Annotated in this window: 28 protein-coding genes; 12 read left to right on the top strand and 16 right to left on the bottom strand. The window is 67.1% G+C overall.

From position 1 onward, the window contains the following. Positions 1-70: 70 nt before the first annotated feature. The 7 genes from Q8S38_RS08585 to Q8S38_RS08555 form a co-directional block, all read right to left on the bottom strand. Positions 71-1,507, bottom strand: a complete 1,437-nt coding sequence (locus Q8S38_RS08585) for a homospermidine synthase (protein ID WP_305680007.1) — start codon at positions 1,505-1,507, stop codon at positions 71-73. Positions 1,508-1,640: 133 nt separating this feature from the next. Further along, a complete protein-coding gene (locus Q8S38_RS08580) occupies positions 1,641-2,468 on the bottom strand; it encodes a phosphodiesterase (protein WP_305680006.1) in 828 nt (275 codons plus the stop codon). Positions 2,469-2,578: 110 nt separating this feature from the next. Then, complete coding sequence (locus tag Q8S38_RS08575) at positions 2,579-3,910, bottom strand: ABC transporter substrate-binding protein (RefSeq protein WP_305680005.1); 1,332 nt, start codon at positions 3,908-3,910, stop codon at positions 2,579-2,581. 11 nt (positions 3,911-3,921) lie between these two features. Continuing rightward, the gene (locus tag Q8S38_RS08570) at positions 3,922-4,776 is read right to left on the bottom strand and encodes a carbohydrate ABC transporter permease (protein ID WP_305680004.1); all 855 of its coding nucleotides are present in this window, start codon (positions 4,774-4,776) and stop codon (positions 3,922-3,924) included. After that, on the bottom strand, positions 4,773-5,618 hold the full coding sequence (locus tag Q8S38_RS08565) for a carbohydrate ABC transporter permease (protein ID WP_305680497.1): 846 nt from the start codon (positions 5,616-5,618) through the stop codon (positions 4,773-4,775). The genes Q8S38_RS08570 and Q8S38_RS08565 overlap by 4 nt, the downstream gene beginning before the upstream one ends. Before the next feature lie 200 nt (positions 5,619-5,818). After that, entirely contained in the window at positions 5,819-6,355 is a 537-nt protein-coding gene (locus Q8S38_RS08560) for a GNAT family N-acetyltransferase (RefSeq protein ID WP_305680003.1), read from the bottom strand. Between the two features lie 231 nt (positions 6,356-6,586). Continuing rightward, complete coding sequence (locus tag Q8S38_RS08555; protein ID WP_305680002.1) at positions 6,587-7,732, bottom strand: type III PLP-dependent enzyme; 1,146 nt, start codon at positions 7,730-7,732, stop codon at positions 6,587-6,589. A 566-nt stretch (positions 7,733-8,298) separates the two neighbouring features. On the opposite strand from Q8S38_RS08555, the gene Q8S38_RS08550 reads away from it, so the two are divergent. Both Q8S38_RS08550 and vapC read left to right on the top strand, forming a co-directional pair. Continuing rightward, entirely contained in the window at positions 8,299-8,511 is a 213-nt protein-coding gene (locus tag Q8S38_RS08550) for a type II toxin-antitoxin system VapB family antitoxin (RefSeq protein WP_305680001.1), read from the top strand. Then, complete coding sequence (gene vapC / locus Q8S38_RS08545) at positions 8,508-8,897, top strand: type II toxin-antitoxin system VapC family toxin (protein ID WP_305680000.1); 390 nt, start codon at positions 8,508-8,510, stop codon at positions 8,895-8,897. Before Q8S38_RS08550 ends, vapC begins: the two co-directional genes overlap by 4 nt. Positions 8,898-8,904: 7 nt before the next feature. Here the strand turns inward: vapC and Q8S38_RS08540 are convergent, their stop codons facing one another. Continuing rightward, the gene (locus Q8S38_RS08540) at positions 8,905-9,468 is read right to left on the bottom strand and encodes a glyoxalase superfamily protein (RefSeq protein ID WP_305679999.1); all 564 of its coding nucleotides are present in this window, start codon (positions 9,466-9,468) and stop codon (positions 8,905-8,907) included. 321 nt (positions 9,469-9,789) lie between these two features. Between Q8S38_RS08540 and Q8S38_RS08535 the strand changes: the two genes are divergently transcribed. Next, the gene (locus Q8S38_RS08535; RefSeq protein ID WP_305679998.1) at positions 9,790-11,376 is read left to right on the top strand and encodes an OpgD/OpgG family glucan biosynthesis protein; all 1,587 of its coding nucleotides are present in this window, start codon (positions 9,790-9,792) and stop codon (positions 11,374-11,376) included. A gap of 155 nt (positions 11,377-11,531) precedes the next feature. After that, positions 11,532-12,494, top strand: a complete 963-nt coding sequence (locus tag Q8S38_RS08530; RefSeq protein ID WP_305679997.1) for a glutathione S-transferase family protein — start codon at positions 11,532-11,534, stop codon at positions 12,492-12,494. Between the two features lie 106 nt (positions 12,495-12,600). Here the strand turns inward: Q8S38_RS08530 and Q8S38_RS08525 are convergent, their stop codons facing one another. Beyond that, positions 12,601-13,050, bottom strand: coding sequence for a Fur family transcriptional regulator (locus tag Q8S38_RS08525; RefSeq protein ID WP_305679996.1), 450 nt, complete (start codon positions 13,048-13,050; stop codon positions 12,601-12,603). A gap of 151 nt (positions 13,051-13,201) precedes the next feature. Here Q8S38_RS08525 and Q8S38_RS08520 point away from each other — a divergent pair, with 151 nt between their 5' ends. From Q8S38_RS08520 to Q8S38_RS08500, 5 genes are all read left to right on the top strand, one after another. Further along, positions 13,202-14,092: a metal ABC transporter substrate-binding protein gene (locus tag Q8S38_RS08520; protein ID WP_305679995.1), complete on the top strand. Its 891-nt coding sequence runs from the start codon at positions 13,202-13,204 to the stop codon at positions 14,090-14,092. A 29-nt stretch (positions 14,093-14,121) separates the two neighbouring features. Then, positions 14,122-15,015: a manganese/iron ABC transporter ATP-binding protein gene (locus Q8S38_RS08515; RefSeq protein ID WP_305679994.1), complete on the top strand. Its 894-nt coding sequence runs from the start codon at positions 14,122-14,124 to the stop codon at positions 15,013-15,015. Then, on the top strand, positions 15,012-15,872 hold the full coding sequence (locus Q8S38_RS08510; RefSeq protein ID WP_305679993.1) for a metal ABC transporter permease: 861 nt from the start codon (positions 15,012-15,014) through the stop codon (positions 15,870-15,872). The genes Q8S38_RS08515 and Q8S38_RS08510 overlap by 4 nt, the downstream gene beginning before the upstream one ends. Continuing rightward, positions 15,869-16,723 (top strand): metal ABC transporter permease, encoded by an 855-nt coding sequence (locus Q8S38_RS08505; RefSeq protein ID WP_305679992.1) that lies wholly within the window; start codon positions 15,869-15,871, stop codon positions 16,721-16,723. The genes Q8S38_RS08510 and Q8S38_RS08505 overlap by 4 nt, the downstream gene beginning before the upstream one ends. 139 nt (positions 16,724-16,862) lie before the next feature. Then, on the top strand, positions 16,863-17,105 hold the full coding sequence (locus Q8S38_RS08500; RefSeq protein WP_305679991.1) for a hypothetical protein: 243 nt from the start codon (positions 16,863-16,865) through the stop codon (positions 17,103-17,105). A 64-nt stretch (positions 17,106-17,169) separates the two neighbouring features. On the opposite strand, the gene Q8S38_RS08495 is transcribed toward Q8S38_RS08500, so the two are convergent. The 4 genes from Q8S38_RS08495 to Q8S38_RS08480 all read right to left on the bottom strand — a co-directional run bounded on the left by Q8S38_RS08495 (position 17,170) and on the right by Q8S38_RS08480 (position 20,205). Further along, on the bottom strand, positions 17,170-17,976 hold the full coding sequence (locus Q8S38_RS08495; RefSeq protein ID WP_305679990.1) for a transglutaminase-like domain-containing protein: 807 nt from the start codon (positions 17,974-17,976) through the stop codon (positions 17,170-17,172). 70 nt (positions 17,977-18,046) lie between these two features. Then, positions 18,047-19,054 (bottom strand): LLM class flavin-dependent oxidoreductase, encoded by a 1,008-nt coding sequence (locus Q8S38_RS08490; protein ID WP_305679989.1) that lies wholly within the window; start codon positions 19,052-19,054, stop codon positions 18,047-18,049. 93 nt (positions 19,055-19,147) lie between these two features. After that, complete coding sequence (locus Q8S38_RS08485; RefSeq protein WP_305679988.1) at positions 19,148-19,828, bottom strand: SGNH/GDSL hydrolase family protein; 681 nt, start codon at positions 19,826-19,828, stop codon at positions 19,148-19,150. A gap of 101 nt (positions 19,829-19,929) precedes the next feature. Next, complete coding sequence (locus tag Q8S38_RS08480) at positions 19,930-20,205, bottom strand: hypothetical protein (RefSeq protein ID WP_305679987.1); 276 nt, start codon at positions 20,203-20,205, stop codon at positions 19,930-19,932. A 165-nt stretch (positions 20,206-20,370) separates the two neighbouring features. Here Q8S38_RS08480 and Q8S38_RS08475 point away from each other — a divergent pair, with 165 nt between their 5' ends. The 3 genes from Q8S38_RS08475 to Q8S38_RS08465 are packed head-to-tail and all read left to right on the top strand — an operon-like array spanning position 20,371 to position 22,768. Then, complete coding sequence (locus Q8S38_RS08475) at positions 20,371-21,141, top strand: response regulator (RefSeq protein ID WP_305679986.1); 771 nt, start codon at positions 20,371-20,373, stop codon at positions 21,139-21,141. Next, entirely contained in the window at positions 21,138-22,502 is a 1,365-nt protein-coding gene (locus Q8S38_RS08470) for an ATP-binding protein (RefSeq protein WP_305679985.1), read from the top strand. Before Q8S38_RS08475 ends, Q8S38_RS08470 begins: the two co-directional genes overlap by 4 nt. 59 nt (positions 22,503-22,561) lie before the next feature. Then, a complete protein-coding gene (locus tag Q8S38_RS08465; RefSeq protein ID WP_305679984.1) occupies positions 22,562-22,768 on the top strand; it encodes a hypothetical protein in 207 nt (68 codons plus the stop codon). Positions 22,769-22,777: 9 nt separating this feature from the next. Here Q8S38_RS08465 and serA read toward each other — a convergent pair whose 3' ends face one another. From serA to Q8S38_RS08450, 3 genes are all read right to left on the bottom strand, one after another. Next, complete coding sequence (gene serA, locus Q8S38_RS08460) at positions 22,778-24,034, bottom strand: phosphoglycerate dehydrogenase (protein WP_305679983.1); 1,257 nt, start codon at positions 24,032-24,034, stop codon at positions 22,778-22,780. A gap of 89 nt (positions 24,035-24,123) precedes the next feature. Continuing rightward, positions 24,124-24,570 carry an NfeD family protein gene (locus tag Q8S38_RS08455; RefSeq protein ID WP_305679982.1) on the bottom strand — a complete coding sequence of 149 codons (447 nt, stop codon included), beginning with the start codon at positions 24,568-24,570 and terminating at the stop codon, positions 24,124-24,126. A 12-nt stretch (positions 24,571-24,582) separates the two neighbouring features. After that, the gene (locus Q8S38_RS08450) at positions 24,583-25,563 is read right to left on the bottom strand and encodes an SPFH domain-containing protein (RefSeq protein ID WP_305679981.1); all 981 of its coding nucleotides are present in this window, start codon (positions 25,561-25,563) and stop codon (positions 24,583-24,585) included. Positions 25,564-25,725 lie beyond the last annotated feature (162 nt).

Below are 25,725 nucleotides of genomic sequence, written 5' to 3'. Positions count from 1 at the left end.
TAGAAACCAGTGCCTTTTCGTCATGAGTTTCTCGGGTCGATGCTGCGCATCGCCCGAGAATGACGGCTGTTCACCGAACCAGAATGTTCCGGAACTGCCAGGGATCGCTCTCGTCGATGTCTTCCGGAAACAGCCCCGGGCGGCCGTCGAGCGGGGTCCAGTCGGTGTAATAGCCCTGCACGGGTCCCAGATACGGCATCTGGATTTCGAGGCAGCGGTCGAGATCCATCTCCTCGACCTCGACGATGCCGGCCTTGGGGTTCTCCAGAGCCCAGACCATGCCGGCGAGCACGGCCGAGGTGACCTGCAGGCCGGTCGCGGTCTGGTAGGGGGCGAGCTTGCGGGTCTCCTCGGTCGAGAGCTGCGAGCCGAACCAGTAGGCGCCCTTGTCGTGGCCGTAGAGCAGCACGCCGAGCTCGTCGATGCCGTCGATGACCTCTTCCTCGTCGAGGATGTGATGCTCCTCCTGCGGCCGGCCGGCATTGCCGAACATCTCGTGCAGCGAGAGCACCGCGTCATTGGCGGGGTGATAGGCGTAGTGGCAGGTCGGGCGATAGATCGCCTTGCCGCTGTCGTCGCGCACCGTGAAATAGTCGGCGATCGAGATCGACTCGTTGTGCGTGACCAGGAAGCCGTATTGCGGACCCGGCGTCGGGCACCAACTGCGGACCTTGGTCTCGGCGCCCGGCTGCATCAGGTAGATCGCCGCCTGGGATCCGGTCTCGTGGGTCCGGGCGTTCTCTGGCATCCATTTTTCATGGGTGCCCCAGCCGAGTTCGGCCGGCTGGACGCCCTCGGAAATGAAGCCCTCGACCGACCAGGTGTTGACGAAGACGCCAGGGGGCTTCGGGTTCTTCGAACGCTGGGTGTCGCGCTCGGCGATGTGGATGCCCTTGACGCCGACCTGCTTCATCAGCCCGGCCCATTCCTCGCGGGTGGTCGGCTGCGGCACGTTGAGGCGCATGTCGGAGGCGACGTTGAGCAGTGCCTTCTTGGCGAGCCAGGAGGCCATGCCGGGATTGGCGCCGCAGCAGGAGACGGCCGTGGTCGAGCCGGTTGGCCGGGCACGCTTGGCGGCAAGCGTCATCTCGCGCAGGGCATAGTTCGAGCGCTCGCCCGGGCCCTTGGTCTCGTCGAAATAGAAGCCGAGCCAGGGCTCGTTGACCGTGTCGATGTAGAGCGCGCCGAGGCTGGAGCAGAGCTCCATGATGTCGCGCGAGCCGGTGTCGCAGGAGAGGTTCACGCAGAAGCCCTGGCCGCCGCCGGCGGTCAGCAACGGGGACAGCATGTCCTTGTAGTTCTCGAGCGTCACGGCTTCTTGGATGAAGCGGATGCCCCGCTCGTCGAGGAGGTGGCGGTTCTGGTCATCGGGCGCGATGACGACGAAGCGGCTCTTGTCGAACTTCAGGTGCCGTTCGATCAGCGGCAGCGTCCCGCGGCCGATCGAACCGAAGCCGATCATCACGATCGGGCCGGTGATCTCTCCATAGACGGGCCAGGTGCTCATTCTCGGGTTGTCTCCTTGGGAAAGGCGCTGTTGAGAGGGTGGCCGCGCGGAGCCACCCCGGCTCCTAGGGGGGAAGCGTCCCCCAAGTCAAACATCAACCACAGACGCGGTCGCGAGCGCACCCCGCGAAGGCCTAGTGGCTGCCGGGATAATCGGCGTCCAGAACGAAGGGATAGGGTCCGGGCGAGCGCTCGACAAAGGCCGTGTGCGTGACGAAGCCGGCACCCTCGCGGAAGGAATGCAGCAGATAGGCCGGCGGCTCCATATGGAAGGTCGAGGGGCTCGCCTCCGACAGGTCGAGCGTGACGGCATGGGTCACGCTCGGGGCGATCTGCGCGATCGTGCCGGAAAAGCGCGTCACGATCGGCCGGTGGTGATGGCCGCAGAGAATGCGCTCGATGTTGGGATGACGCGCGACGATGGCCGCGAATTCCTGCGCGCCGTCGAGGAGGCGGATCGCATCCATGTGGCGGATGCCGCAATCGAAGGGCGGGTGGTGCATGAAGATCGCGACCGGCTTGCCGTCGGCTTCCGTCAGCGCCTTGTCGAGGAAGGCGAGCCGCGCGGGGCAGAGCGCGCCGGCGCTCTTGCCCGGCAGAAGCGTGTCGAGGCCGATCAGGCGCATCGGGCCAAGATCCGCAGCGAACTGGACGAAGCCGCCGTCCAGCACCTGGCGGGAATCGAGCGCCAGCCCCGCGGTCAGCGTTTCGCGGCGATCATGGTTGCCTGGCACGACGAGGACGGGAATGCCGAGGCCATCAAGCATCGCGCGCAGGATGGCGTATTCCTCGGGCAGGCCGCAGTCGGTGAGGTCGCCAGTGATCACCAGCAGATCGGGGCGGGGCGAGAGCCTGGCGACGACATCGAGCGCGCGCTCGCTCAGCGCATTGGTCTCGGAGACGCGATAGGCGGGCTTGCCGCGCGGGCGGATGTGCAGGTCGGTGATCTGGGCGATGAGCATGTGCGTGGTATCCAGCACGCCGTCATGGCCGGGCTTGACCCGGCCATCTCAGGCAGAAGGGTGATGATGAGATGCCCGGCTCAAGGCCGGGCATGACGTCGAGCAGGCGTTCAGTTCGTCGGCAGCTTCAGCGCGGTCTGCTCGACGTAAGGACGCATGATCTCGTCGGCGCCCTTCTGGGCAGCAACCAGCGCCTCCTTCGGCGTCTTCTTGGCCGAGAGCACGGCGGCGAGCTCGTCCTCGATGGCCTTGCGGACGGGGACCGTCTTGTAGGTGGCGAACCACGGCTTGGCGAAAGCGAGCTGGCTCACCGCGATGCCGGCGTCGGGGTTCTTGGCGATGAACGCCTTCATCTCCGGCAGGTCGTAGGCGGCCTTGTTGGGGGCGAAATAGCCGGTGGCGCGGCTCCACCAGCCGGACTTCTCAGGGCTCGTCATCCAGTTGATCAGCGTCCAGGCGGCCTTGCGGCGCTCGCCCTCGACGCCGGTCGGGATGACCAGCGAGGCGCCGCCGATCGGCACCTCGTTCTTCACGTTCTTCGGCACGAAGGCGACCTTGTAGGGGAACTTCGCGTTGTTGCGGATATGGGTCAGCGAGCCCGTCGAGAGCAGCATCATCGAGGCCTGGCCCGAGAGGAAGGCCGAGGAGACCGCGCCGCCCGCCTGGACGCCGGCCGGATGGACCTTGTGCTTGGCGATGAGGTCGGACCAGAAAGTCAGGGCGCCGAGCATGGAGGGGGTGTCGTAGTAGACCTCGCCGCCGTAATCGACGTTGAACCACTGGCCGCCATTGGAATGGGTCAGGGCCTGCAGGATCCAGCCGCCGTAATCATAGTTGGAGGGCATCATCATGCCCCAGCGGGTGACGCGGTCGCCGTCACGCTTGGTCAGCTTCTTGGCGGTCGCGACCAGCTCTTCCCAGTTCGCCGGCAGCTTGTCGGGGTCGAGGCCGACTTCCTTGAGATGGTCGGTGTTGACGTAGAGCAGCGGCGTCGAGTTGTGGAAGGGCACGCCATAGACCTGACGGTCGAGCACGGCATTGCCGTGCAGCGCGTCGAAGAACTGGCCCATGAACTGGTCGTTGGTCTTGCCGTCGGCCTTGATCAGGCCGTCCATCGGCTGGATCTCGCCCTCGATCTTGAGGTCGAGCAGGAAGTTCGCGGACATGATCACGGCGGCGGGCGGCTTGCCGGCCTTCATCGCGGCGCGGGTCTTGATCAGGGTCTCGTCATAGGAGCCGGTATAGACCGGGGTCGCCTTGATCGACGGGTTCTTCTCGTTGAACTCCTTGATCATCGCGGCCATGTCGCGGGCGAGCTGGCCGTCGACGGGGACGGGGAAGAACAGCTCGATCTCGGTGGGGGCCTGCGCGAAGGCGGGCGAGAGCGCGAAGCTCGCGGCGAGCGCGGCGCCGGCGAGGACAGTGCGGCGGGTGGTCGTCATGGTGGCTTCCCTTACTTGATGCCGGAGGAGACGAAGGAGTTGACGAAGGCGCGCTGGAACAGCGCAAAGGCGATCAGCAGGGGGGCGCTGACCAGCAGGGTTCCCGCCGCGATGACGCCCCAGGCCTGCGCGCCCTCGGCGCCGCGGGTGAAGGAGGCGAGGCCGACGGTGAGCGGGCGCAGATCGGGCGAGTTGATCACCATCAGTGGCCAGAGGAACTCGTTCCAATGGGCGGTGACGGAGACGATCGAGAAGGCGACGAGCGAGGGCTTGGCCAGCGGCAGGTAGATGAAGCCGATGCGCTGGAAGACGCTGGCGCCGTCGATCAGGGCGGCGTCTTCCAGCTCGCGCGGAATCGCCCGGAAGGCCTGGCGCATCAGGAAGGTGCCGAAGGCCGAGGCGAAATAGGGCGCCATCACGCCGAGCAGGCTGTCATAGAGGCCGAGCTGCGCGATCGTCGTGAGATTGGGGACGATCAGCACGACCGGCGCCAGCATGAGCTGGAGCAGGAACAGATAGAAGCAGACCGTGCGGCCGGGGAACTCCAGCCTGGCGAAGGCGTAGCCGGCGAGCGTGATCGTGACGACCTGCACGGCGAGGATGCCGAGCGTGATGATCAGCGTGTTCAGGCCATAGCGCGGGAAATCGGCCGAGGCCCAGGCCTCGCGGAAGTTGGCGAGTGTCGGGACGTAGGACGGCACCAGCGAGGCCATGCCCGCCCCGATGCTTTCAGGATTGAAGGCCGCGACCAGCATCCAGAGGAAGGGCACCATCCAGAGGCTGGCGATCAGCAGCGTCGCGACATAGCCGAGCTTCGGCGTGATCTCGCCGGTCGAAACGCCGGTGCTCATGGTGGCGGCGCTCATGCCTCCTTCTCCCCGAAGGAGCGTTCGAGCGTGCGCAGCGAGAAGGCGGTGACGGCGAGCAGCAGCGCCAGCATCACCAGCGTGCCGGCGGCGGCGCGGCCGGCGTCGTAGTTCTCGACCGCCTGCTGGTAGACATAAAACAGCAGCAGGTTGGTGGAGTCCGACGGGCCGCCCTTGGTCAGCACGAAGACATGGTCGACCTGCGTGACGACGTTGAGCAGGCCGATCACCAGCACGAAGCCGATGGTCGGCTTGAGATAGGGCAAGGTGACGTAGCGCAGGCGCTGCCAGGGGCCGGCGCCGTCCAAAATCGCCGCCTCATAGGCGTCCGCCGGCACGGCCTGGAGGCCAGCGAGGAAGAACAGCATGTAGTAGCCGGCGTTCTTCCAGATCGTCAGCGCCATGATCGACCAGAGCGCCACATCGGGATCGCCGAGCCAGTTGGGGCCGGAGATGGCGAGCTTGGCGAGGTGGTAGTCGAGCAGCCCGACATTGGGCAGGAACAGGAATAGGAAGATCGAGGCCGCCGCGACCAGCGGGATCAGGACCGGCAGGAAGAACAGCGCCCGGAACAGCGCATTGACCCGGCTCGACCGCGCCAAGGCCATGGCGAAGCCGAGCGCCAGGACGAGGCTCGGGATCACCGTGCCGAGCGCATAGACGAGGTTGTTGGCCAGCGCCTTGCGGAAGGCCGGATCGGCGAAGAGCTTCAGGAAGTTCTGCGCGCCGACATAGGCCTGCGGGCCGCCGACGCGGACCTGCCCGTGCAGCGACTGCCAGAGGACCTGGACGACCGGCCAGTAGGTGAACAGTGCCAGGAACAGCAGCGAGGGTGCGAGCATCGCGAAGGCGAGCAGGGTCGTCCGGCGCGGCCGCCAGCGCGGCGCGCTCCATTCCCTCGCCTTGTCTGCCGTGAAAACCGCCTGCGCCATGGACCCCACCTTCGGGCGGGGTCATGGCGGGCGGTGACGACGGAGTGGCTACAGTGCGATGACGGATGCATGACGGCCCCGACGAAGCGCCGGGGCCGTCATGGTTATCCTCAGGCGGCGCGGCGCGCGGGCTCAGCGGCCGGCGTGGCCTCGGCCGGACGGCCGGTCGCGACGAGGACACCGACGGCGCCCGCCAGCGCGCCGTCGCGCAGTTCGAGGCCGAGGAAGCGCTCGCGCTCGACCGGGCCGGGCATGGCGAGATCGCGGGTGAGATCACCCGAGAAGCCGAAGCGCTCGTAATAGGCGGCGTCACCGACGAGCAGGACGGCGCCATGGCCGCGGCAGGCGGCGCGCCAGATCGCCTCGCGCATCATCGCGCGGCCGAGTCCCTCGCCCTGCAGTTCGGGCGCGACCGCGAGCGGGCCGAGCAGGAGCGCGGCCTTGTCGCCGGCCTCGACATGCCAGAGCCGCACCGTCGCCACGACGACGCCCTCGCACTCGGCGGTCAAGGCCAGGCCTTCAGCCGGCAAACGACCCTCGCGGAGCCGCTCGCTCGACTTGGCGGTGCGGCGCTCGCCGAGGCAGCGGTCGAGCAGCACCTCGCGGGCGGGGATGTCGGCAGCGATTTCATCGCGGATCGTGATCATGACGCACCTCCGGCCGGAGCGCCTGCGCGCAGCAGACCTTCCCGGCGCCGCGCGCGAACGCGGCCACAAGCAACAGGGATGTGTGGAAGAGGGTCCGGCGGGAGCCACGTCCGCCGCGCTTCCTTCTGGAGGCGCGGACGCTCCGCCCGAAACTGCGGGCGGCCTGCCGATCATGGCAGGGCGCTTCGCCGGACCCGATCTCGCGGGGCGCCTTGCGGCGCCCCGATCACGTCAGATGACGTACTGCTTCAGCGGCGGGAAGCCGTTGAAGGCGACGGCCGAATAGGTCGTCGTATAGGCGCCCGTGCCCTCGATCAGCAGCTTGTCGCCGATCTCGAGGCTGAACGGCAGCATGTACGGGGTCTTCTCGTACATGACGTCGACCGAATCGCAGGTCGGGCCGGCCAGGATGCAGGGCACCGTCGCATCGCCGTCGCGGGCGCTGCGGATCGGGTAGCGGATCGCCTCGTCCATGGTCTCGGCCAGGCCGTTGAACTTGCCGATGTCGAGATAAACCCAGGCGACCTGGTCGTCCGCGGCCTTCTTCGAGATCAGGACGACCTCGGTCTCGATCAGGCCGGCATTACCGACCATGCCGCGACCCGGCTCGATGATCGTCTCCGGGAGCTGGTTGCCGAAATGCTTCGACAGCGCCTGGAAGATCGCATCGCCATAGGACGGCACGCCCGGGATCGGCTTCAGGTAGCGCGCCGGGAAGCCGCCGCCGAGGTTGACCATCGACAGCGAGAGACCACGGGTGGCGCACTCCTTGAACACCGCCGAGGCCGAGGCCAGAGCGGAATCCCAGGCGTTCACATTCGCCTGCTGCGAGCCGACATGGAACGAGACGCCATAAGCCGCGAGGCCGAGACGATGGCCATGCTCGAGCACGTCGGCTGCCATTTCGGGCACGCAGCCGAACTTGCGCGACAGCGGCCAGTCCGCACCGGCGCCGTCGCACAGGATGCGGCAGAAGATGCGCGCGTCCTTGGCGGCGGTCTTTTCGGCCGAGCGGGCGACCTTCTCGACTTCCGCCGTGCAGTCGACGGCGAAGAGGCGCACGCCGAGCTCCATGGCGCGGACGACGTCGCGCTCCTTCTTGATCGTGTTGCCGAAGGAGATCCGGTCGGCGGTCGCACCGGCGGCGAGCGCGAGCTCGATCTCGACGACCGAGGCGCAATCGAAGCAGGAGCCGAGCTTAGCCAGCAACGCAAGCACTTCGGGCCCCGGGTTCGCCTTCACGGCGTAGAAGACGCGCGTGTCGGGAAGGGCCCGCGAGAAGGCATGGTAGTTCTCGCCGACGACATCGAGATCGATGACGACGCAAGGACCGTCGTCGCGACGGGTGCGAAGAAAATCACGGATGCGCTCGGTCATGAGACGCGTCTCCCTTACGGCGCTGGCGGCGCCGATGCGACATGAAGCCGGCTTGAGTCGATCAGGCGAGCCACAGCGCGTTGGAAACGCCGCGGGCCACCGAACGAAACGTCCGGACTCTGATAACCGTCGCTTGGGGAGACCCCGCACGCCCGGCAATGAAGGACAAGCCTCTTCGGTGCTGGTCTTTGGAGGACCAGCGAGACCAAAAAAAGCCCGTTCCGTCGTTGCTTTAAGCTGCGTCCCCCGTGGAGATTCGGGGTTCGCCGGTTTCGCCTCCGGCTGCCAGTCGCTGTTCGGTGACAGTTCCCTGGAGAAGGGAACCGGGAGCGTGATTTGAGGGGATATCCATCCCCCTCCATCCGTCTCCAACACCTGGCGGCTGTCCGGCCTCTTGTCCGGATGCCCACCGACTGACACGCGGCCACAGGCACGTGCGAATTGGGTAGAGGGCATATACGGATGATGGCCCCCGACGACAAGAGGTTTTTTGGGGCGCGGGGTCGAAATTGCGGACGAGACCGTCGATGTGTATGATAATCCCGATCCATACACATGGGGACGCGATGCGCACCAATATCGACATCGATGACGCGCTCCTCAAGGAGGCGATGGAGGTGACCGAACTTTCCACCAAGAAGGCGGTCGTCGAAGAAGCGCTTCGCCGCCTTGTCGAAAACCATCGTCGACGCAGGGCCTTCGACGAGTTGAAAGGCATGGGATGGGAAGGGGACCTCGACGAGATGCGTACGGGACGTGATGTCGAGCTCTTGCCTTGATCCTCGCGGATAGCTCCGTCTGGATCGCTCATCTCAGGGGCCAGGAGATCCCGTCCGTTGCCAGGCTCGATGCGCTGATCGAGTCGTCCGATCTCCTGATTGGCGATCTGGTCTTGCTCGAGCTGTTGCAGGGCGCGCGCGATGACAGGCATGCCTCTGCGATCGACCAGCGAATGCGCCGCTTTCCACTCGTGCAGATGTTCGACCCTGAGATTGCGCGTGCGGGAGCCCGCAATTATCGCAGGCTCCGGGGGCTCGGTGTGACCGTGCGCAAGACGGCGGATCTGATCATCGCCACCTTCTGCATCGAGCGCGGGCACGCCCTGCTGCACGCGGATCGTGATTTCGGACCGTTTGCCGAGCATCTCGGCCTGATGACGGCCTGAGCGCCGCCTAGTCCCGCGCCTCGCTGAAGCGGATGCGGTTCCCGAACGGATCGGGCACCTCTAGCAGGCGCCCGCCAGGGGCATCGTCCTGGATGCCAGGCTTGGAATAGGCGTAGTCCTTGCCGATCAGTTCGGCGTGGAAGACGTCGACGCCCTCGATCCTGACGAAGACCGTCGCGCCCGGGCTGGCGTCGCCATGGTGCTCGGAGAGATGCAGGGTCAGGCCAGAGCGCGAGATCTGCATGTAGGTTGGAGAATTCGGGGCGAAGCGGTGGTCCCAGTCCATCGTGAAGCCGAGGAAGTCGAGGTAGAACTCCCGCGCCTTCTCGAGGTCGAAAATCCGCAGGATCGGAATGCCCGCTTCGAGGCCGATGCCGGAGCCATCGGCCGGTGCCGGGCCCGGCTGATCGCGGTCTGCGTTCAGTCTGGACGAGGCCGTGTTCCAGTCGGCATAGCCGAACTGCCGCGCCACGATTTCGAGGGTTTCGGAGTGGGACAGATCGATCTGCCGCGTGGCTATCGCCTCGCGCAGAGACCTGGCTATCAGCTTCGCATCGCTAAAGCTGCGCATGGTCGTGATCCTTCTCGTTGAGCGGACGGAACGATCAGGGCTCGCATTGCTGAGGGCCGTCCACCGAGCGATCGGGATCAGGGAAACCATTTCGGGATGCATTCACCAAACCCTTGCGGGCGCGAGCGGCTGGCTGCATCCGGCCGATGAGAATGTTAGAAAGCGCCGCCGCTGCCTGTCAACGGGCGGTCTTGGACGAGCCTCCGCAGCGATCGTGAAATCCTGCCCTAGACCGGCCCCAATTCCTCGCCTAAGTCACTGGCAGGCAAGCCTTTGATGGACTGCCTCCGCAGGCGGCCAAGACAAGACGACGGACCCATCATGACCCTTCCCGACCGCCGCCGCGTCCTGGCGGGGCTTTCAGCTGCCTTCAGCCTCTCCGCGGCGCCGTCCGTCCTGCTCGCGCAGCAGCCGGCGGCACAGCCCGAGGCGTCGGCGCAGCCGCCGCAGCCGCGCTTCGGCTTCGAGCAGGTGGTGAGCCGGGCGCGCGCGATCGCGGCCGTGCCTTATGACGCCGGCCCCAACCTGCCGGAGCCGCTGTCCCGGCTCGATTTCGATGCCTGGCGCGACATCCGCTTCCGGCCCGAGCGGGCGCTGCTGGCCCAGAACGGCAGCCCGTTCCGGATGCAGATGTTCCATCCGGGCTTCCTCTTCACCCGCCCCGTGGTGGTCAATGTGGTGCGCGACGGCGTGCCGACGCCGGTGCCCTATGCGGCCAATCTTTTCGATTACGGCCGGGTCAAGTTCGAGAAGCCGCTGCCGGTCAATCTCGGCTTCGCCGGTTTCCGGCTGCATTACCCGCTGAACGATCCCCGCATCTATGACGAGCTGATCTCCTTCATCGGCGCGAGCTATTTCCGCGTGCTCGGCCGCGAGCAGCGCTACGGCCTGTCGGCGCGCGGGCTTTCGATCGGAGCCGGCGGACCTGCCGAGGAGTTCCCGATGTTCCGGGAGTTCTGGGTCGAGGCGCCCCAAGCCAACGCCGAGCGGGTCACGGTCTATGCGCTGCTCGATTCAGCCTCCGTGACCGGGGCCTATCGCTTCCACGTTTATCCCGACGTCGACGCGGTGGCGGATGTCGCGGCGACGCTGTTTCCGCGGAGGCCGATCGAGAAGCTCGGGCTGGCGCCACTGACCTCGATGTTCTTCACCGGCGAGAACGACCGCCGCTTCCACGACGATTTTCGCACCGAGCTGCATGATTCCGACGGGCTGATGGTCCATTCCGGCACCGGGGAATGGATCTGGCGGCCTTTGCGAAACCCCAGGCAGCAGGCGATTTCCTCCTTCGTCGAGCGCAATGTGCGTGGTTTCGGCCTGATGCAGCGGGACCGCGTCTTCGAGCATTACCAGGACCTCGACCTGAGCTATGAGCTGCGGCCGTCCTACTGGATCGAGCCGCAGGGCGACTGGGGCGAGGGGGTGGTCGAGCTGATCGAGATCCCCACGACCGACGAGACGAACGACAACATCGTCGCGCTGTGGGCGCCGAAGACCCCGCTCGAGCCCGGTCGCGAATTCAGCTTCGGCTACAAGCTCACCGCGATGCTGGATTCCAACGATCTGCATCCGGGCGGGCGCATCATCAACACCTATCAGGCCAAGCCGAAGGCGCTGGGTTCGGGCGAGCCGGTCAATGCCGGGGCGCGACGCTTCATCGTCGATTTTGCCGGCGGCGATCTCGACTACCACCTCAAGCAGCCCGAGAAGGTCGAGATCGTGCCCTCGATCGCCTATGGCCGGATCGACCGGGCCTTCATCGTGCCCAATCCGAAGACGCAAGGGTTCCGGGCCTTCATCGACATCGTCGTCGAGCCAGGCCAACTCGCCGAAATGCGCGCGTTCCTCCGGAGCGGCGACAAGACGCTGACGGAAACCTGGAGCTATCCGTGGCGGGCTGAGGCATAAGGCGCCGCGCCTGCGTCCAGACGCCGCCGCCGATGGCGGGAACGCCGGCGCGCCGTGACCGTTGTCGAAGTGGTTCCGTGATCGGGGCCCGCCGGCCGGCGTGATCTTCGGACCGGTGCCCCGTTGGAGGGGTTTTCGCTGCGGAGGATGGTGAGATGGGTCTGCTTGTCGATGGCCAGTGGCGCGACCAATGGTACGACACCGCCAAGAGCGGTGGGCGTTTCCAGCGTCAGGACAGTGCCTTCCGCAACTGGGTCACGGCGGATGGCGCTCCGGGGCCGACGGGCGCGGGCGGCTTCAAGGCCGAGGCCGGGCGCTACCATCTCTATGTTTCGCTCGCCTGCCCCTGGGCGCATCGCGCGCTGATCGTCAGGTCGCTCAAGGGTCTCGAGGCGATGATCGACGTCTCGGTCGTCCACTGGCTGATGCGCGACAAGGGCTGGACCTTTGCCGAATGCCCCGGCGTCGTGCCCGATCCGATCGGCAGCGCGCAATTCCTGCACGAGGTCTATACGCGCGCCGATCCGCACTATAGCGGGCGCGTCACCGTGCCTGTGCTGTGGGACAAGCAGCAGGGCACGATCGTCAACAATGAATCGTCCGAGATCATCCGGATGTTCAACACGGCGTTCGACGGGGTCGGTGCGAAACCGGGCGATTTCTATCCCGCTGCGCTTCGGCCCGAGATCGACGCGGTCAACGAGCGCGTCTACGCCACCGTCAACAACGGGGTCTACAAGGCCGGATTTGCGACCACGCAGGACGCCTATGAAGAGGCAGTCGGCCCGCTGTTCGAGACGCTGGACTGGCTGGAGGAGCGGCTGGCGACGCGGCGCTTCGTGGCGGGAGAGGATCTCACCGAAGCCGACTGGCGGCTGTTCACGACGCTCATCCGCTTTGACGCCGTCTATGTCGGGCATTTCAAGTGCAACATCCGGCGCATCACGGATTATCCGCGGCTCAGCGCCTATCTGAAGGCTCTTTTCGAGGTCGAGGGCGTGAAGGAGACGGTGAATTTCGACCATATCAAGCGGCACTATTACGAGAGCCACGACACGATCAATCCGACAGGGATCGTGCCGGCGGGGCCGGATCTGGCCGAACTGATCGGGGACTGAGCCCAGGCCGTCATTCTCGGGCGAAGCGAAGCGCAGACCCGAGAATCTCCCGACCAGAAAGGGCTGGTTTCCGAGATGGTCGGGGCAAGCCCGACCATGTCGCGCTCTAAGTCTTCTTCCCCCGCGCGCCCGGCCGCTTCTTGCGCCCGTACAGCTCGAGCCGGTGGCGGACGAGCTCGTAGCCGAGTTCGGCGGCGATGCGGCGCTGCAGTTCCTCGATCGCGTCGGAGGAGAACTCGATCACGTCACCGGTTTCGATGTCGATCAGGTGATCGTGATGCTCCTGGTCCGCATGTTCATAGCGGGAGACGCCATCCTCGAAGGCGTGGCGCTCGATCGCGCCTTGCGTCTCCAGAACCTTCATGGTGCGATAGACGGTCGAGAGCGAAAGCGTCGGATCATGCGCGAAGGCGCGGGTGAAGATGCCCTTGGCGTCGGGGTGGTCGTCGGCTTCGGCCAGCACGCGCAGGATCAGCCGGCGCTGCTGCGTCATCCGCAGCCCGGCGCCGCGGAGCTGGCCCTCGAAGCCGGCCACGCGCTGTTCGATTCCTGTCATGTCGCCGGCATAGCAACTTTGCCTCGCATGTGCAAAAGGCCCTTATTGCAAATAGATTGCAACAGCGTTGACAAATGCAAGTGAGTTGCAATAGCGTGATGCCGTGAGCCGGACTGCAGTGGGAGCGGACATGCGATCGCGTCGATCTTTCATGAAATGGAGCGCCACGGGCCTGCTGACGGGCGGGTTGGCGCTTGGGTCCGGCGCGGCCCTCGCGCAGGACAAGAAGCTGCGCGTCGTCACCACCTTCACGGTGATCCAGGACATCGCGCAGAACGTCGCGGGCGATGCCGCCATCGTCGAGTCGATCACCAAGCCCGGCGCCGAGATCCACGACTACCAGCCGACGCCGCTCGACGTGGTGAAGGCGCAATCGGCCGATCTCGTGCTCTGGAACGGGCTCAATCTCGAGCGCTGGTTCGAGCGCTTCTTCGACAATGTGAAGAACGTCCGCAGCGCCGTGGTGAGCGAAGGCGTCGAGCCGATGGGCATCACGGACGGGCCCTATCAGGGCCGGCCCAATCCGCACGCCTGGATGTCGACCAGCAATGCGCTGATCTATGTCGAGAACATCCGCAAGGCGCTGGCCGCGGCCGATCCCGCGCGGGCCGAGATCTACGCTGCCAATGCGAAGGCCTACGCCGACAAAATCAAGGCCGTCGATGCGCCGCTGCGGGCGCGGCTCGACAAGGTGCCGGCCGCGCAGCGCTGGCTCGTCACCAGCGAGGGGGCCTTTTCCTATCTCGCCCGTGACTATGGTTGGCGCGAGGCCTATCTCTGGCCGATCAATGCCGACCAGCAGGGCACGCCGCAGCAGGTGCGGCGCTTGATCGACCTGGTGAGGAAGAACAAGATCCCGACCGTGTTCAGCGAAAGCACGATTTCCGACAAGGCGGCCCGGCAGGTCGCGCGCGAGACCGGCGCCCGCTATGGCGGCGTGCTCTATGTCGACTCGCTGTCTGCCGATGGTGGGCCGGTGCCGACCTATCTCAAGCTGCTCGAAACCACGGTCGGGACAGTCGCCACGGGTTTCGGCCATTGAGCGCGCCGGCTACCGCTCTGCGTGAGGGCATGCCCTCGATTACGGTCGAGGGCGTCACCGTGCGCTACACCAATGGCGTCACCGCGGTGACCGACGCTTCCTTCAGCCTCGGGGCCGGCACGATCTGCGCGCTCGTCGGCATCAACGGCTCGGGCAAATCGACGCTGTTCAAGACGCTGATGGGTTTCCTCAAGCCGGCGCGCGGGTCGGTCTCGATCGCCGGGCTCCCCGTGGGCCAGGCTCTGAAGCGCGGGCTCGTCGCCTATGTGCCGCAGGCCGAGGAGGTCGACTGGACCTTCCCGGTGCTGGTCGAGGACGTGGTGATGATGGGTCGCTATGGCCATATGGGCTTCCTGCGGATCGCGCGGCAGGCGGATCGCGAGGCGGTCGAACAGGCGCTCGCGCGCGTCAACATGCTGGAATTCCGCACCCGCCAGATCGGCGAATTGTCCGGCGGGCAGCGCAAGCGCGTCTTCCTGGCGCGCGCGCTGGCGCAGGGCGGGCAGGTCATCCTGCTCGACGAGCCCTTCACCGGCGTCGACGTCAAGACCGAGGATGCGATCGTTGGACTGATGCGCGAATTGCGCGACGAGGGCCGGCTGATGCTGGTCTCGACCCATAATCTCGGCTCGATCCCGGATTTCTGCGACCAGGTCGTGATCATCAACAAGACGGTGCTGGCGGCCGGGCCGACCGCGACGACCTTCACCCATGACAATCTCCAGCGCGCTTTTGGGGGCGCGCTGCGGCATTTCCGCCTCGGCGGCGCCGATCTCCATGACGACGAGGACGACCGGCGCGTCACCGTCATCACCGACGACGAGCGCCCGCTGGTGCTCTACGGCAAGCGCGACAGCGAGCGCGTCGCGGGCGGACAGACCAACAGCGAGGCGTCAGACACGGCAAAGGATCGCGCGCCGTGATCGACCTTCTGCTGGAACCCTTCGGCTATCAGTACATGGTCCGGGCGATCTGGGTTTCGGCGCTGGTCGGCGGGGTCTGCGCCTTCCTGTCCTGCTTCCTGATGCTGAAGGGCTGGTCGCTGATGGGCGACGCACTGGCCCATGCGATCGTGCCGGGCGTCGCGCTCGCCTATCTGCTCAAGGTGCCCTATGCCGCCGGCGCCTTCTTCTCCGGCATGCTGGCGGCGCTCGCCATGGCGCTGGTGCGGGTGCGCACGCAGCTACGCGAGGACGCCGTCATCGGCATCGTCTTCACCACCTTCTTCGCGGCGGGGCTGCTGATCGTCTCGATCAACCCGACCTCGGTGAACGTCCAGTCGATCGTGCTCGGCAACATCCTCGGCATTTCGGACGAGGACGTGGTCCAGGTCGCGATCATCGCCGCCGTCTCGCTCGTCGTCCTGATCGCGCGCTGGCGCGACCTGATGCTGGTCTTCTTCGACGAGAACCAGGCGCGCGCGGTCGGCCTTTCGCCGACGCGGATGAAGATCCTGTTCTTCGTCCTGCTCAGCGCCTGCACGGTGGCGGCGCTGCAGACGGTCGGCGCCGTGCTGGTGATCGCGATGGTGATCACGCCGGGCGCCACCGCCTATCTGCTCTGCGACCGCTTCGGCCGGCTGATCTGTCTCGCGGTGGCGCTCGGCGTCGTCACCAGCGCGGCCGGCGCCTATGCCAGCTATTTCTTGGACGGCTCGACGGGCGGGCTGATCGTCGTGTTCCAGACGATCCTGTTCCTCCTCGCCTTCGTCTTCGCGCCCAAGCATGGCCGCCTCGCCGCGGCGCGGGCGGCCCGGGCCATGTCGGAAACGGCGCCATGAGCCTGATCGAAGCCTCGCTCCATTCCTGGCTGATCGCGCCGCTGACGCACGAGTTCATGCAGCGCGGCCTCGTCGTGGCGGTCATCGTCGGCGTCGTCTGCGCCGTCCTCTCCTGCTTCCTGATCCTGAAGGGCTGGTCGCTGATGGGGGACGCGGTCTCCCATGCCGTCCTCCCCGGCATCGTGCTGGCGCAGATCCTGGGTCTGCCCCTGGCGGCCGGAGCCTTCGTCGCCGGCCTGAGCTGTTCGCTCGCCATCGGCTATCTCAAGGAGAACAGCCGGGTGAAGGAGGACACGGTGATGGGCATCGTCTTCTCCGGCATGTTCGCGCTCGGCCTCGTGATGTTCGTCAAGGTCGAGAGCGACCAGCACCTGCTCCACATCCTGTTCGGCAACATGCTCGGCGTGCGCTGGGCCGACATCGCCGAGACGGCCGCCATCGCCGTGCCGACCATCGCCATCATGCTGGCGAAACGCCGCGACTTCCTGCTGGTCGCCTTCGATCCGGCCCATGCCCGTGCGATCGGCCTGCCGGTGCGCTGGCTGAATTTCGGCCTGTTGATGCTGCTCGCGCTGACGATCGTCGCGGCGCTGAAGGCGGTCGGCATCATCCTCGTCGTCGCCATGCTGATCGCGCCGGGCGCCATCGGCTTCCTGACGACGCGGCGCTTCGATGCGATGCTGGCGGTAGCGGTCGTAGCCGCGACCCTGTCGAGCGTGCTCGGCACCATCCTGAGCTTCCATCTCGACGGCGCGACAGGCCCCTGCATCGTCGTGGTCCAGGCCGTCTTCTTTCTGGCGGCGCTGGGTCTCAACCTCCGCCGTGCGGCCCGGCGCGCTGCCGTCGCCTGACGCCCTCGCGCATCCGTGATGTCCGGTCGAGGGAATAATCGAGCCGCCTTGAGCGTTTCGTGCTCGCCGATGCCTCGCTCGAGGATCGGGATCGAGGCGCGGAGTGATTGTCTATCCGGGCCGCCTTCCAGGAGTCGATATGACATTCGATGCGGATCAAAGCCGCCGCAACCTGTTGCGGATCTTGCTGGGGTTGCCGATCGTGGCCGCATTCGGAGCCGCCGCGACGACGGCGCGGGCGGATGACGATGATGATGACGACGACCGGCGGGGCCGGCGCTCCCGTCGCAGGCGGCGAGATGACGACGACGATGATGATGATGACCGCGGTTCGCGCCGACGGCGCTCGCGTCGGCGGGATGACGATGACGACGACGATTGAGGTCGGCCGATCGTGAATGCTTTAACCCCGTGGCTCGTTGCGAGCCGCGGGGTCTTTGCTTTGATCAGGCCGCCTGCAGTCCGGCGTTGTCGTCCGCGCGTGTGACGGTGATCGTCTGGGCGAGGCACTGGCAGTTGAACTGGCTGGTCAGGAAGGCGATGTCGGCGGCGTCGCGGCCGCTGGCGATCCGCACCATCCCCTCGACGGGCGCGAGTCTTGTCGGATCGACCAGCCACCAGCGGCCGTCGAGATAGACCTCGAAGATGGCGTGGAAATCCGGCGGGTCGAGGTCGAGCGCATAGGCGCTGACCGCGCGCGCGGGGATATTCAGCGCCCGCGTCAGCGCGATGCCGAGATGGGTGAAATCGCGGCAGACCCCGGCGCGGTCGATGAAGGTCTGCTCGGCGGTGGTCTGGGCGTGGCTGACGCCATGAACATAGTCGAGATGCTCGTGCAGCCAGTCGAGCACGGCGAGGATGCGCGCGCCGCCGCCTTCGATCGCGCAGAATTCGCGCTGGGCGAAGCGCATGAATTCGTCGGAGGGCGAGAACCGGCTCGGCAGCAGATAGGGCAGGGCGTCCTGCGGCAGCTCCGACCAGTCATGCTGGCGGGCATGGGCCGTCAGAGGCGCCCGCTCGCCATTGTCGACGAGCGCCCGGTAGCTGATCTCGACCTGGCCCGAGAGCGCAGTGCGAAAGCGCCGCTCGCCGGTGACCGGGTCCTGGTCGCGCACCAGCTGGGCGCCGGACGAGATCTCCAGGCTCTCGGAGATGATGGTCTGGTCGGCGGAGCGCGCCGCCTCGATCGCCGCGATCACCTGCGTGTCGCTGTCGAAGCCATAGAGCAGCGTCGCCGCCACGTTGAGTTTCATTGGTCGCCCCCGGATTCACCGTCTGTCGGAAAACCGGCCAACGTCACGCAGCGGCGGAAGTTCCTCGTCGTCAGGCCGCCTTGGCGTCGAGCCCGATTGCGGGTGCGATGCTGGCCAGGATTTCGTAGGAGCGCTTCCGCGCGGCATGGTCGAAGATCGGCGCCGTCACCATGATCTCATCGGCGCGTGTCGCCTCCATGAAGGCACCGAGCTGGCGCTTCAAGCTCTCGGGCGAACCGATGAAGGCATAGCGCAGCATGCCGGCGACATGGGCCTTCTCGGCGGGCGACCAGTAGGTCTCGATGTCGTCGATCGGCGGCTGCAGCTTGCCGCGCTGCCCGCGGACCATGCCGACGAAGCGCTGCTGCAGCGAGGTGGCGAGATGGCGCGCCTCGGCGTCGGTCTCGGCGGCGATGACGTTGATGCCAGGCATGGCATAGGGCCGCGCAAGCTGCTCGGACGGCTTGAACCGATCGCGGTAGATCGCAAAGGCCTGCATCAGCGCGTCGGGCGCGAAATGCGAGGCGAAGGCATAGGGCAGGCCGAGTTCGGCGGCGAGCTGCGCGCCGAACAGGCTGGAGCCGAGAATCCAGAGCGGCACATTGAGCCCCGCTCCCGGCACGGCCTGGATCGCCTGATTGGGCCCGGCCGGGGCGAAGAAGGCCTGCACCTCCAGCACGTCCTGCGGAAACTGGTCGGAGGCCATCGGGCTGCGCCGCATCGCCCGCATCGTCATCTGGTCGGTGCCGGGCGCCCGCCCGAGCCCGAGATCGATGCGGCCCGGGAACAGGGCCTCCAGCGTGCCGAACTGTTCGGCGATGATCAGCGGCGCATGGTTGGGCAGCATGATACCGCCGGCGCCGACGCGGATCGTTTTGGTGGCGGCGGCGAGCTGTCCGATGACGACCGCGGTGGCGGCACTGGCGATGCCGACCATGTTGTGGTGTTCGGCGACCCAGTAGCGGGTGTAGCCGAGGGCTTCCGCGTGGCGGGCGAGGTCGATCGAGGCGCGCAGCGCATCGCCCGGCTCCTGGCCTTCGCGGACGGGTACGAGGTCGAGGACGGAAATGGCGACCATGGCGGGCTCTCACGGGGCTCCGGCCCAAGGCCGGCTGCGATGGAGCCTAGATGGGGCCGGGACGGGCGTCGATCCAGTGGGGTGGCCGGACCGTCATGGCCTCCCTGCGCCGACGTTCTGCCTTGGTGGCGGACCGGCGGTGACGTCACCGGTGATCGCGTCGCAGATGGCGGGGGCGATGTCGCGATAGGCGCGCTCGTAGTCGGCGAGATGCAAGCCATCCATCCTCGGAATGGCATGGCCGAAGCGGTCCGCGACGCGGCAGGAGGCCTCCTTGCGACAGGCGCCCTCGGCCGTGCCGGCGATGGCGGCGGCGACCTGTGCCGAGAAGACCGCATCCTGACTGGCCTCGATCCGCGGCAAGGTGGCGACGAGGACGAGATCCGACCTGCCGACCACTTGCCGCAGCAGCGCGCGGAAGGCCTGCTGGAAGCGGATGACGGCCTCGGGCGGCTCGCGAAAGCGCTTGCGGTTGGCATCGTTGGTGCCGACGGCGAGGATGATCGCGCGGGGCCGGTGCGGGAGCGACAAGCGAGCGAGCAACGCCTCGGTGTCGGCTGTCGTCGCGCCTTGCAGGCCGGCATTGACCAGGGGCAGGCCGCACAGCTCACGGCCGTGCCAGAGCGCGACATGGGAGTCGCCGATGGCCAGGAGATAGTCGCCCGGGACGCCGCGCAGTTCGGCCGAGATATGAGCGAGGCGCTGGTCGCGATACGAGGGCGCCGCCAGATGGCCAATGAGTCCGCCCGCCAGCGAACCGAGGATCAAAGCCATGAGAACCGCGACGGCGAGGCCCACCAGACGAAGGCGGGGGCAGACGCCCACGCGCCGGCCGCGTGCCCCGTCGTCGCTGCGGGCCAGGCGACCGACACACATCATGGCCGGGCTCCCGGCACGGTCGCGCCGCAGGGCGCGGGAGCCGACGCGTGAGGCGCCGGCGCGGCCTGGGTGCGGCCGGACACCGGGTCGCGGTAGCTGGCCTGGGAGCAGAGCTCGCTCGCACTGCGGGTGAAGCCGCCGCGCGTCACCAGACTCGGCAGCGCCCAAAGCCAGAGCAGCACAGCGCCCGTGACCAGGATGGCGGTCAGGGCGCGTGCCCGCGCCGGGCGCCGAAGTCGGGCTTGCGAGGCGGAGGGTGTGAGATCGATCATGTCGCGATGAAACGTGCGGCCTTTGCCGTTCCTGCGCCGATCACGTTTCTGGATGACGTCTGCAGAGGTGATTCAGGTATCCTTGCTTTTCCAATCCCGGCGATGGAAACATTTGGAAACAAATCCGGTCACGACCTCGGCGCAGACCGGCGCTAGAGGCTCTGAATGAGCAGAACGCCGCATATCCTCATCGTCGAGGACGACCGCGAGATCGCGACCCTGGTGTCGCGCTTCCTCCGCAACAATGATTTCCGCGTCAGGGCCGTGCCCAACGGGCGGGAGATGGACGTCGCATTGCGCGACGGCCGCTTCGACCTGATCGTCCTCGACCTCATGCTGCCGGGAGAGGACGGGCTGAGCCTGTGCCGCCGCTTACGCAATGACGGGGCGATCCCGATCATCATGCTGACGGCCAAGGCCGAAGAGATCGACCGCATCCTCGGGCTCGAGATGGGCGCCGACGACTATCTGGTGAAGCCGTTCAACCCGCGCGAATTGCTCGCCCGGATCCGTGCCGTGCTGCGGCGTGCGGGCGGAGTGCCCGCGCCGGAGGTCGGCGAGAGTTCGCTGCTCGCCTTCGCGGGCTGGCGCCTCGACAAGGCGGTACGGCGGCTTTTCAATCCTCAGGGCGAGCGCGTGGCGCTGACCGGGGCGGAACTCGACCTGTTGCTCGCCTTCTGCGAGCGCCCGCGCCGTGTGTTGTCACGCGATCAGCTTCTCGACCTGACGCAGGGGCGTGCGGCGGCGCCTTTCGAGCGCTCGATCGACGTGCTCGTCAGCCGCCTGCGCCAGAAGATGGAGCGCAATCCGCGTGAGCCGGAACTGATCCAGACCATCCGCTCCGGCGGCTACATGTTCTCCCCCGAGATTCAGGTCGCGCCTGCCATGCAGGCCGCGCCTGAACAGCCGGCGCTGCCGGCGAGCGGGAGCCGATGAAACGGCTGCTGCTGCGGCTTCTGCCGGCACGGGCGGCTGCGCAGATCACGGTCATCGTGATCGGCTCGCTCGTGCTCGCCAATGCGGTGACGATCGCGGTGCTGCTCGTCCTGCTGCCGCCCGAACTCAAGCGTGTGCCGAACCTGCCCTATGTGACGGAACTGGTCGCGATCTCGCGCACGATCGAGGCCGCGCCGACACCGGCTGCGAAAGCCACGATCATCGATGCCGCCCTCGTCTCCCACCCCAGGCTGACGCGGCTGCCTCCCGATGCGCAGCCGAGCCTGCGCGACCCGTCCTGGCCCGACCGCCAGATGCTGGACAATCTCAAGGATCAGTTCGGGTCGACGGTCCAGGTACTGATGCTCGACAGCCTGCCGGGCCAGGGCGGCCCGCCGCCCTTCGCCCTGCGGTTTGCCGATGGCAGCGGCCTTGCCATGGCCCCCGAGCCGCGAACGCCGCCGCCGCGCGGCCAGGCCTTCATCTTCTATCTCGCCGTGATGATTGCGCTGCTGGCGTCGCTGGTCGGCCTGCTGTCGCTCTGGGCGGCGCGGGCCGTCGCCTCGCCGCTGTCGCGCCTGGCGGAGGCGGTCGATCGTTTCGACCCCGACCGCGACGACATCGCAGCGCCCGAACAGGGGCCGATCGAGGTCAAGCGGCTCGCCAGTGCCTTCGGCGGCATGGCGGCACGCATCCGGCGCCTGGTGGACGACCGCACGCGCATGCTGGCCGCCGTCAGCCACGACCTGCGCACGCCGATCACGCGGTTGCGGCTGCGGGCCGATGAAATCGCCGACGACAAGCAGCGCCGGGCGATCGTGGCCGATCTCGTCCTGATGGAGCGCATGGTCGGCGGGGCCTTGTCCTATCTGCGCGACGGCCGGGCCTCGGGCAGCATCGTCGCCACCGATGTCCCAGCTCTGCTGCAGACGATCTGCGACGACTTCGCCGATCTCGGGCATATCGTGGTCTATGAGGGGCCGATCCGGGCCTCGGCGCTGTGCGACGCCGACCAGATGATGCGCGCCGTGACCAACCTCGTCGACAACGCGATCAAGTTCGGCGGCAGCGTTCTCGTCCGGCTCGACGATTCCGACTCTGCGGTGATCGCGGTCGATGTCGAGGATGACGGCCCCGGAATCCCGCCCGACGAACGCGAGAAGGTGTTCGCGCCGTTCTACCGCAGCGATCTGGCGCGGACCCTGAAACAGGGCAGCGGCTTCGGGCTCGGCCTGTCGATCGTGCGCGCGATCGCCGAAGCGCATCGCGGCGAGCTGACGCTGGCGGACCGCGACGGCGGCGGCCTGCGGGCCCGGATCTCCTGGCCTCGCCGCCTGGTTGCGGAACGCGGCCGGCCCTGAGGCGTTGTCGTGACATCGCCCGCCCTGCGGGCTGCGCCATCATTCAAAGGGGGCCCCCGATGACGACAACCACCAATCCCGCCACGGAAAGCCTGCGTCAGGAACAGCAGGAGCAGCGCGAAACCGTTGCCAAGCATGGCAAGGATGCGCTCTTGGACAAGGCGCTGGAGGATACGTTTCCCGCCAGTGACCCGGTCGCGGCGCAGGCACCGATGACCCCCGGGGCTAGCGACGACACGCCCGACCCGGACAGCAAGACGTCCTGACGCCTGCGATCAGGCGCGCTGGTAGAGCAGGCGCGCCCTGATCGTGCCGTCCAGCGCCCGGATTTCCCGCAGCACATCGCGGGCATCCGCCCCGATGCTTTCGGCCTCCATCACGACATAGCCGATCTCGCCATCCGTCTGGTAGTTCTGGGCGGCGATGTTGACGTTGCGATTGGCGAAGACGTCGTTCAGGCGCCGCAGCATGCCCGGCACGTTGCGCTGGACATGGATGAAGCGCGTGCCGACCGGGCGCGGCGTGAGCTGTACCTGCGGGAAGTTCACCGCGCCGACGGTCGAGCCGACGTCGGAATAATCGACCAGCTTGCGCGCGACCTCGGCGCCGATGCGCTCCTGCGCCTCCTCGGTCGAACCGCCGACATGGGGGGTGAGGATCACGTTGGGCAGGCCCTGCAGCGGCGAGACGAAACGGTCGGCGTTCGAGGCCGGCTCGACGGGGAAGACGTCGACCGCCGCGCCCGCGAGATGGCCGCTCTTGAGGGCAGAGGCCAGCGCGTCGAGATCGACCACCGTGCCGCGCGAATTGTTGATCAGGTAGCTGCCGGGGTTCATGGCGGCGAGCTGCTCGGCGCCAATCATCCCGGCTGTCTGCGGCGTCTCCGGCACATGCAGCGAGACGATGTCGGCCGTGCCCAGCAATTCGGCGAGGCTGTCGACGGGCTCGGTGTTGCCGTGGCGCAGGCGATCGGTCTGATCATAGTAGATCACCCGCATGCCCATCGCCTCGGCGAGCGTCGAGAGCTGGCTGCCGATATTGCCGTAGCCGACGATGCCGAGCACCTTGCCGCGCACCTCGAAGGAGCCTTCGGCCGACTTGTCCCAGCCGCCGCCATGGGCCGAGACCGAGCGGTCGGTGATCTTGCGCAGCAGCATGACGATCTCGCCGATCGTCAGTTCGGCGACGCTCCGGGTGTTGGAGAAGGGCGCGTTGAAGACCGGCACGCCGCGGCTGCGCGCCGCCTCGAGATCGACCTGGTTGGTGCCGACCGAGAAGCAGCCGACGGCGAAGAGCCGGTCGGCCCGGGCGAAGACCGCGTCGGTCAGCTGCGTGCGCGAGCGGATGCCGAGCACATGGACGCCTTCCAGCGCCTTCACCAGGGCGTCCTGGTCCAGCGCCTTGGGCAGGCGCGTCATGTTGGTGTAGCCGGCATTGACCAGGAGGTCGGCGGCGGAATCGTTGATGCCCTCCAGCAGCAGGACCTTGATGCGATCCTTGGACAGGGACAGGCGTTCGCTGTGTGTGGTCATGGGAAGGTTCGGTCTGACGGCGGAGCGTCCGCTATAGACCGCTGGCGGCCCGACACAACCTGATTTTGGCGCCGGCTCGCGGCAGGATGTCACGCCTTCTCGACCACCAGCGTCGCGCCCTCGACCCGCACCACCTTGACCTCGCTGCCCGCCAGCAGCTCCGGGCCGGTCACGCGCCAGGAGGAATCGCCGACGCGGATGCGGCCTTCGCCGCCGAGCATCGTCGCCTCGAGTTTGAAAACCTTGCCGATGAGCTGGCGGCCGCGGTCGTTCAGGCCGGTGGCGGCATCCGGCTCCTCGCCCTTGTGACGCATCATCAGGCGTCCGACGAACACGCTCACCAGGCTGAAGCCGGCGAAGACGAGCGCCGCGATCTGCCAGCCGATATCGGTCAGGCCGACGACTGCGCCGGTCAGCAGCGCCGCGAGACCGAACCAGATCAGAAAGACGCCGGGCGCGAAGACCTCGCCGCCGATCAGGACGAGGCCGAGGATGACCCAGCTCCAGCCGCCCAGCCATGTGATCGAAGACGCCATCGTTCGTGCCCCTCAGACGCCGCTGCGGCCGGTCGGCGGCACGGAACCCGTCCGCCGGCCCTCGACCGCGTCGTCGCCGAACACTGCCCGCGTCAATTGCGCGATGCCGCCGACGGTCCCGGCGAGCGCTGCTGCCTCGATCGGCACGATCACCACCTTGCTGTTGGGCGCGCTGGCGATCGCCTTCAGGGCGTCGGTGTAGCGCTCCGCGATCAGGAAGTTGGCGGCCTGGATGTCGCCCTTGCTGATCGCCTCCGAGACCATGGCGGTCGCCGAGGCCTCGGCCTGGGCCGAGCGCTCGCGCGCCTCGGCGTCGCGGAAGGCGGCCTCCTTGCGGCCTTCTGCGGCGAGGATCTGCGATTGCTTGAGCCCCTCGGCCCGCAGGATCTCGGCCTGGCGCATGCCGTCGGCCTCGAGCACGGCGGCGCGCTTCTCGCGCTCGGCCTTCATCTGGCGGTTCATCGCGCCGACGATGTCGGCCGGTGGGAGGATGTCGCGAATCTCGATGCGGGTGACCTTGACGCCCCAGGGCGAGGCGGCGGCGTCCATCACGCGCAACAGCCGCTCGTTGATCTCGTCGCGATGGGAGAGCAGCTGGTCGAGATCCATCGAGCCGACGACGGTGCGGATGTTGGTCATGGTCAATGTGATCAACGCCTCGTCGAGCGCCGAGACCTCGTAGCGCGCCTTGGCGGCGTCGAGCACCTGATAGAAGGCGGCAGCGTCGATGCGGACGCCGGCATTGTCCTTGGTGATCGCCTCCTGCGAGGGAATGTCGAGCACCTGCTCCATGACATTCACCTTGTGGCCGATGCGGTCGATATAGGGGACGATCAGGTTGAGGCCCGCGCTCAGGGTGCGCGAATAGCGGCCGAACCGCTCGACCGTGTAGTTGTAACCCTGCGGCACCGTCTTCACCAGGAAGGCGATGGTGATGACGACCAGCATCACCAGCACGATCACGAAGATGCTGAAGCCCGATAGCGTGTCCATGAGGTGAGCGTCTCCTGTCGCCGGGCCCGCCCCGCCGCGGGCTGGCGGCATGCAACCTGACGATTGCGACAGGCGAATGCAAGGTCGCGGCAGTGCGGGCGACCTTGTCAGCCGATTTGGCAGTTCTTCGCCGTCAGCGGTTGCTGCTTGGCAGAAACTGCT

Origin of the sequence: Allobosea sp., assembly GCF_030695125.1 — a bacterium.
In the GTDB taxonomy this organism is placed as follows: Bacteria; Pseudomonadota; Alphaproteobacteria; order Rhizobiales; family Beijerinckiaceae; genus Allobosea.
This window is presented reverse-complemented; position numbering and strand designations above follow the sequence as displayed.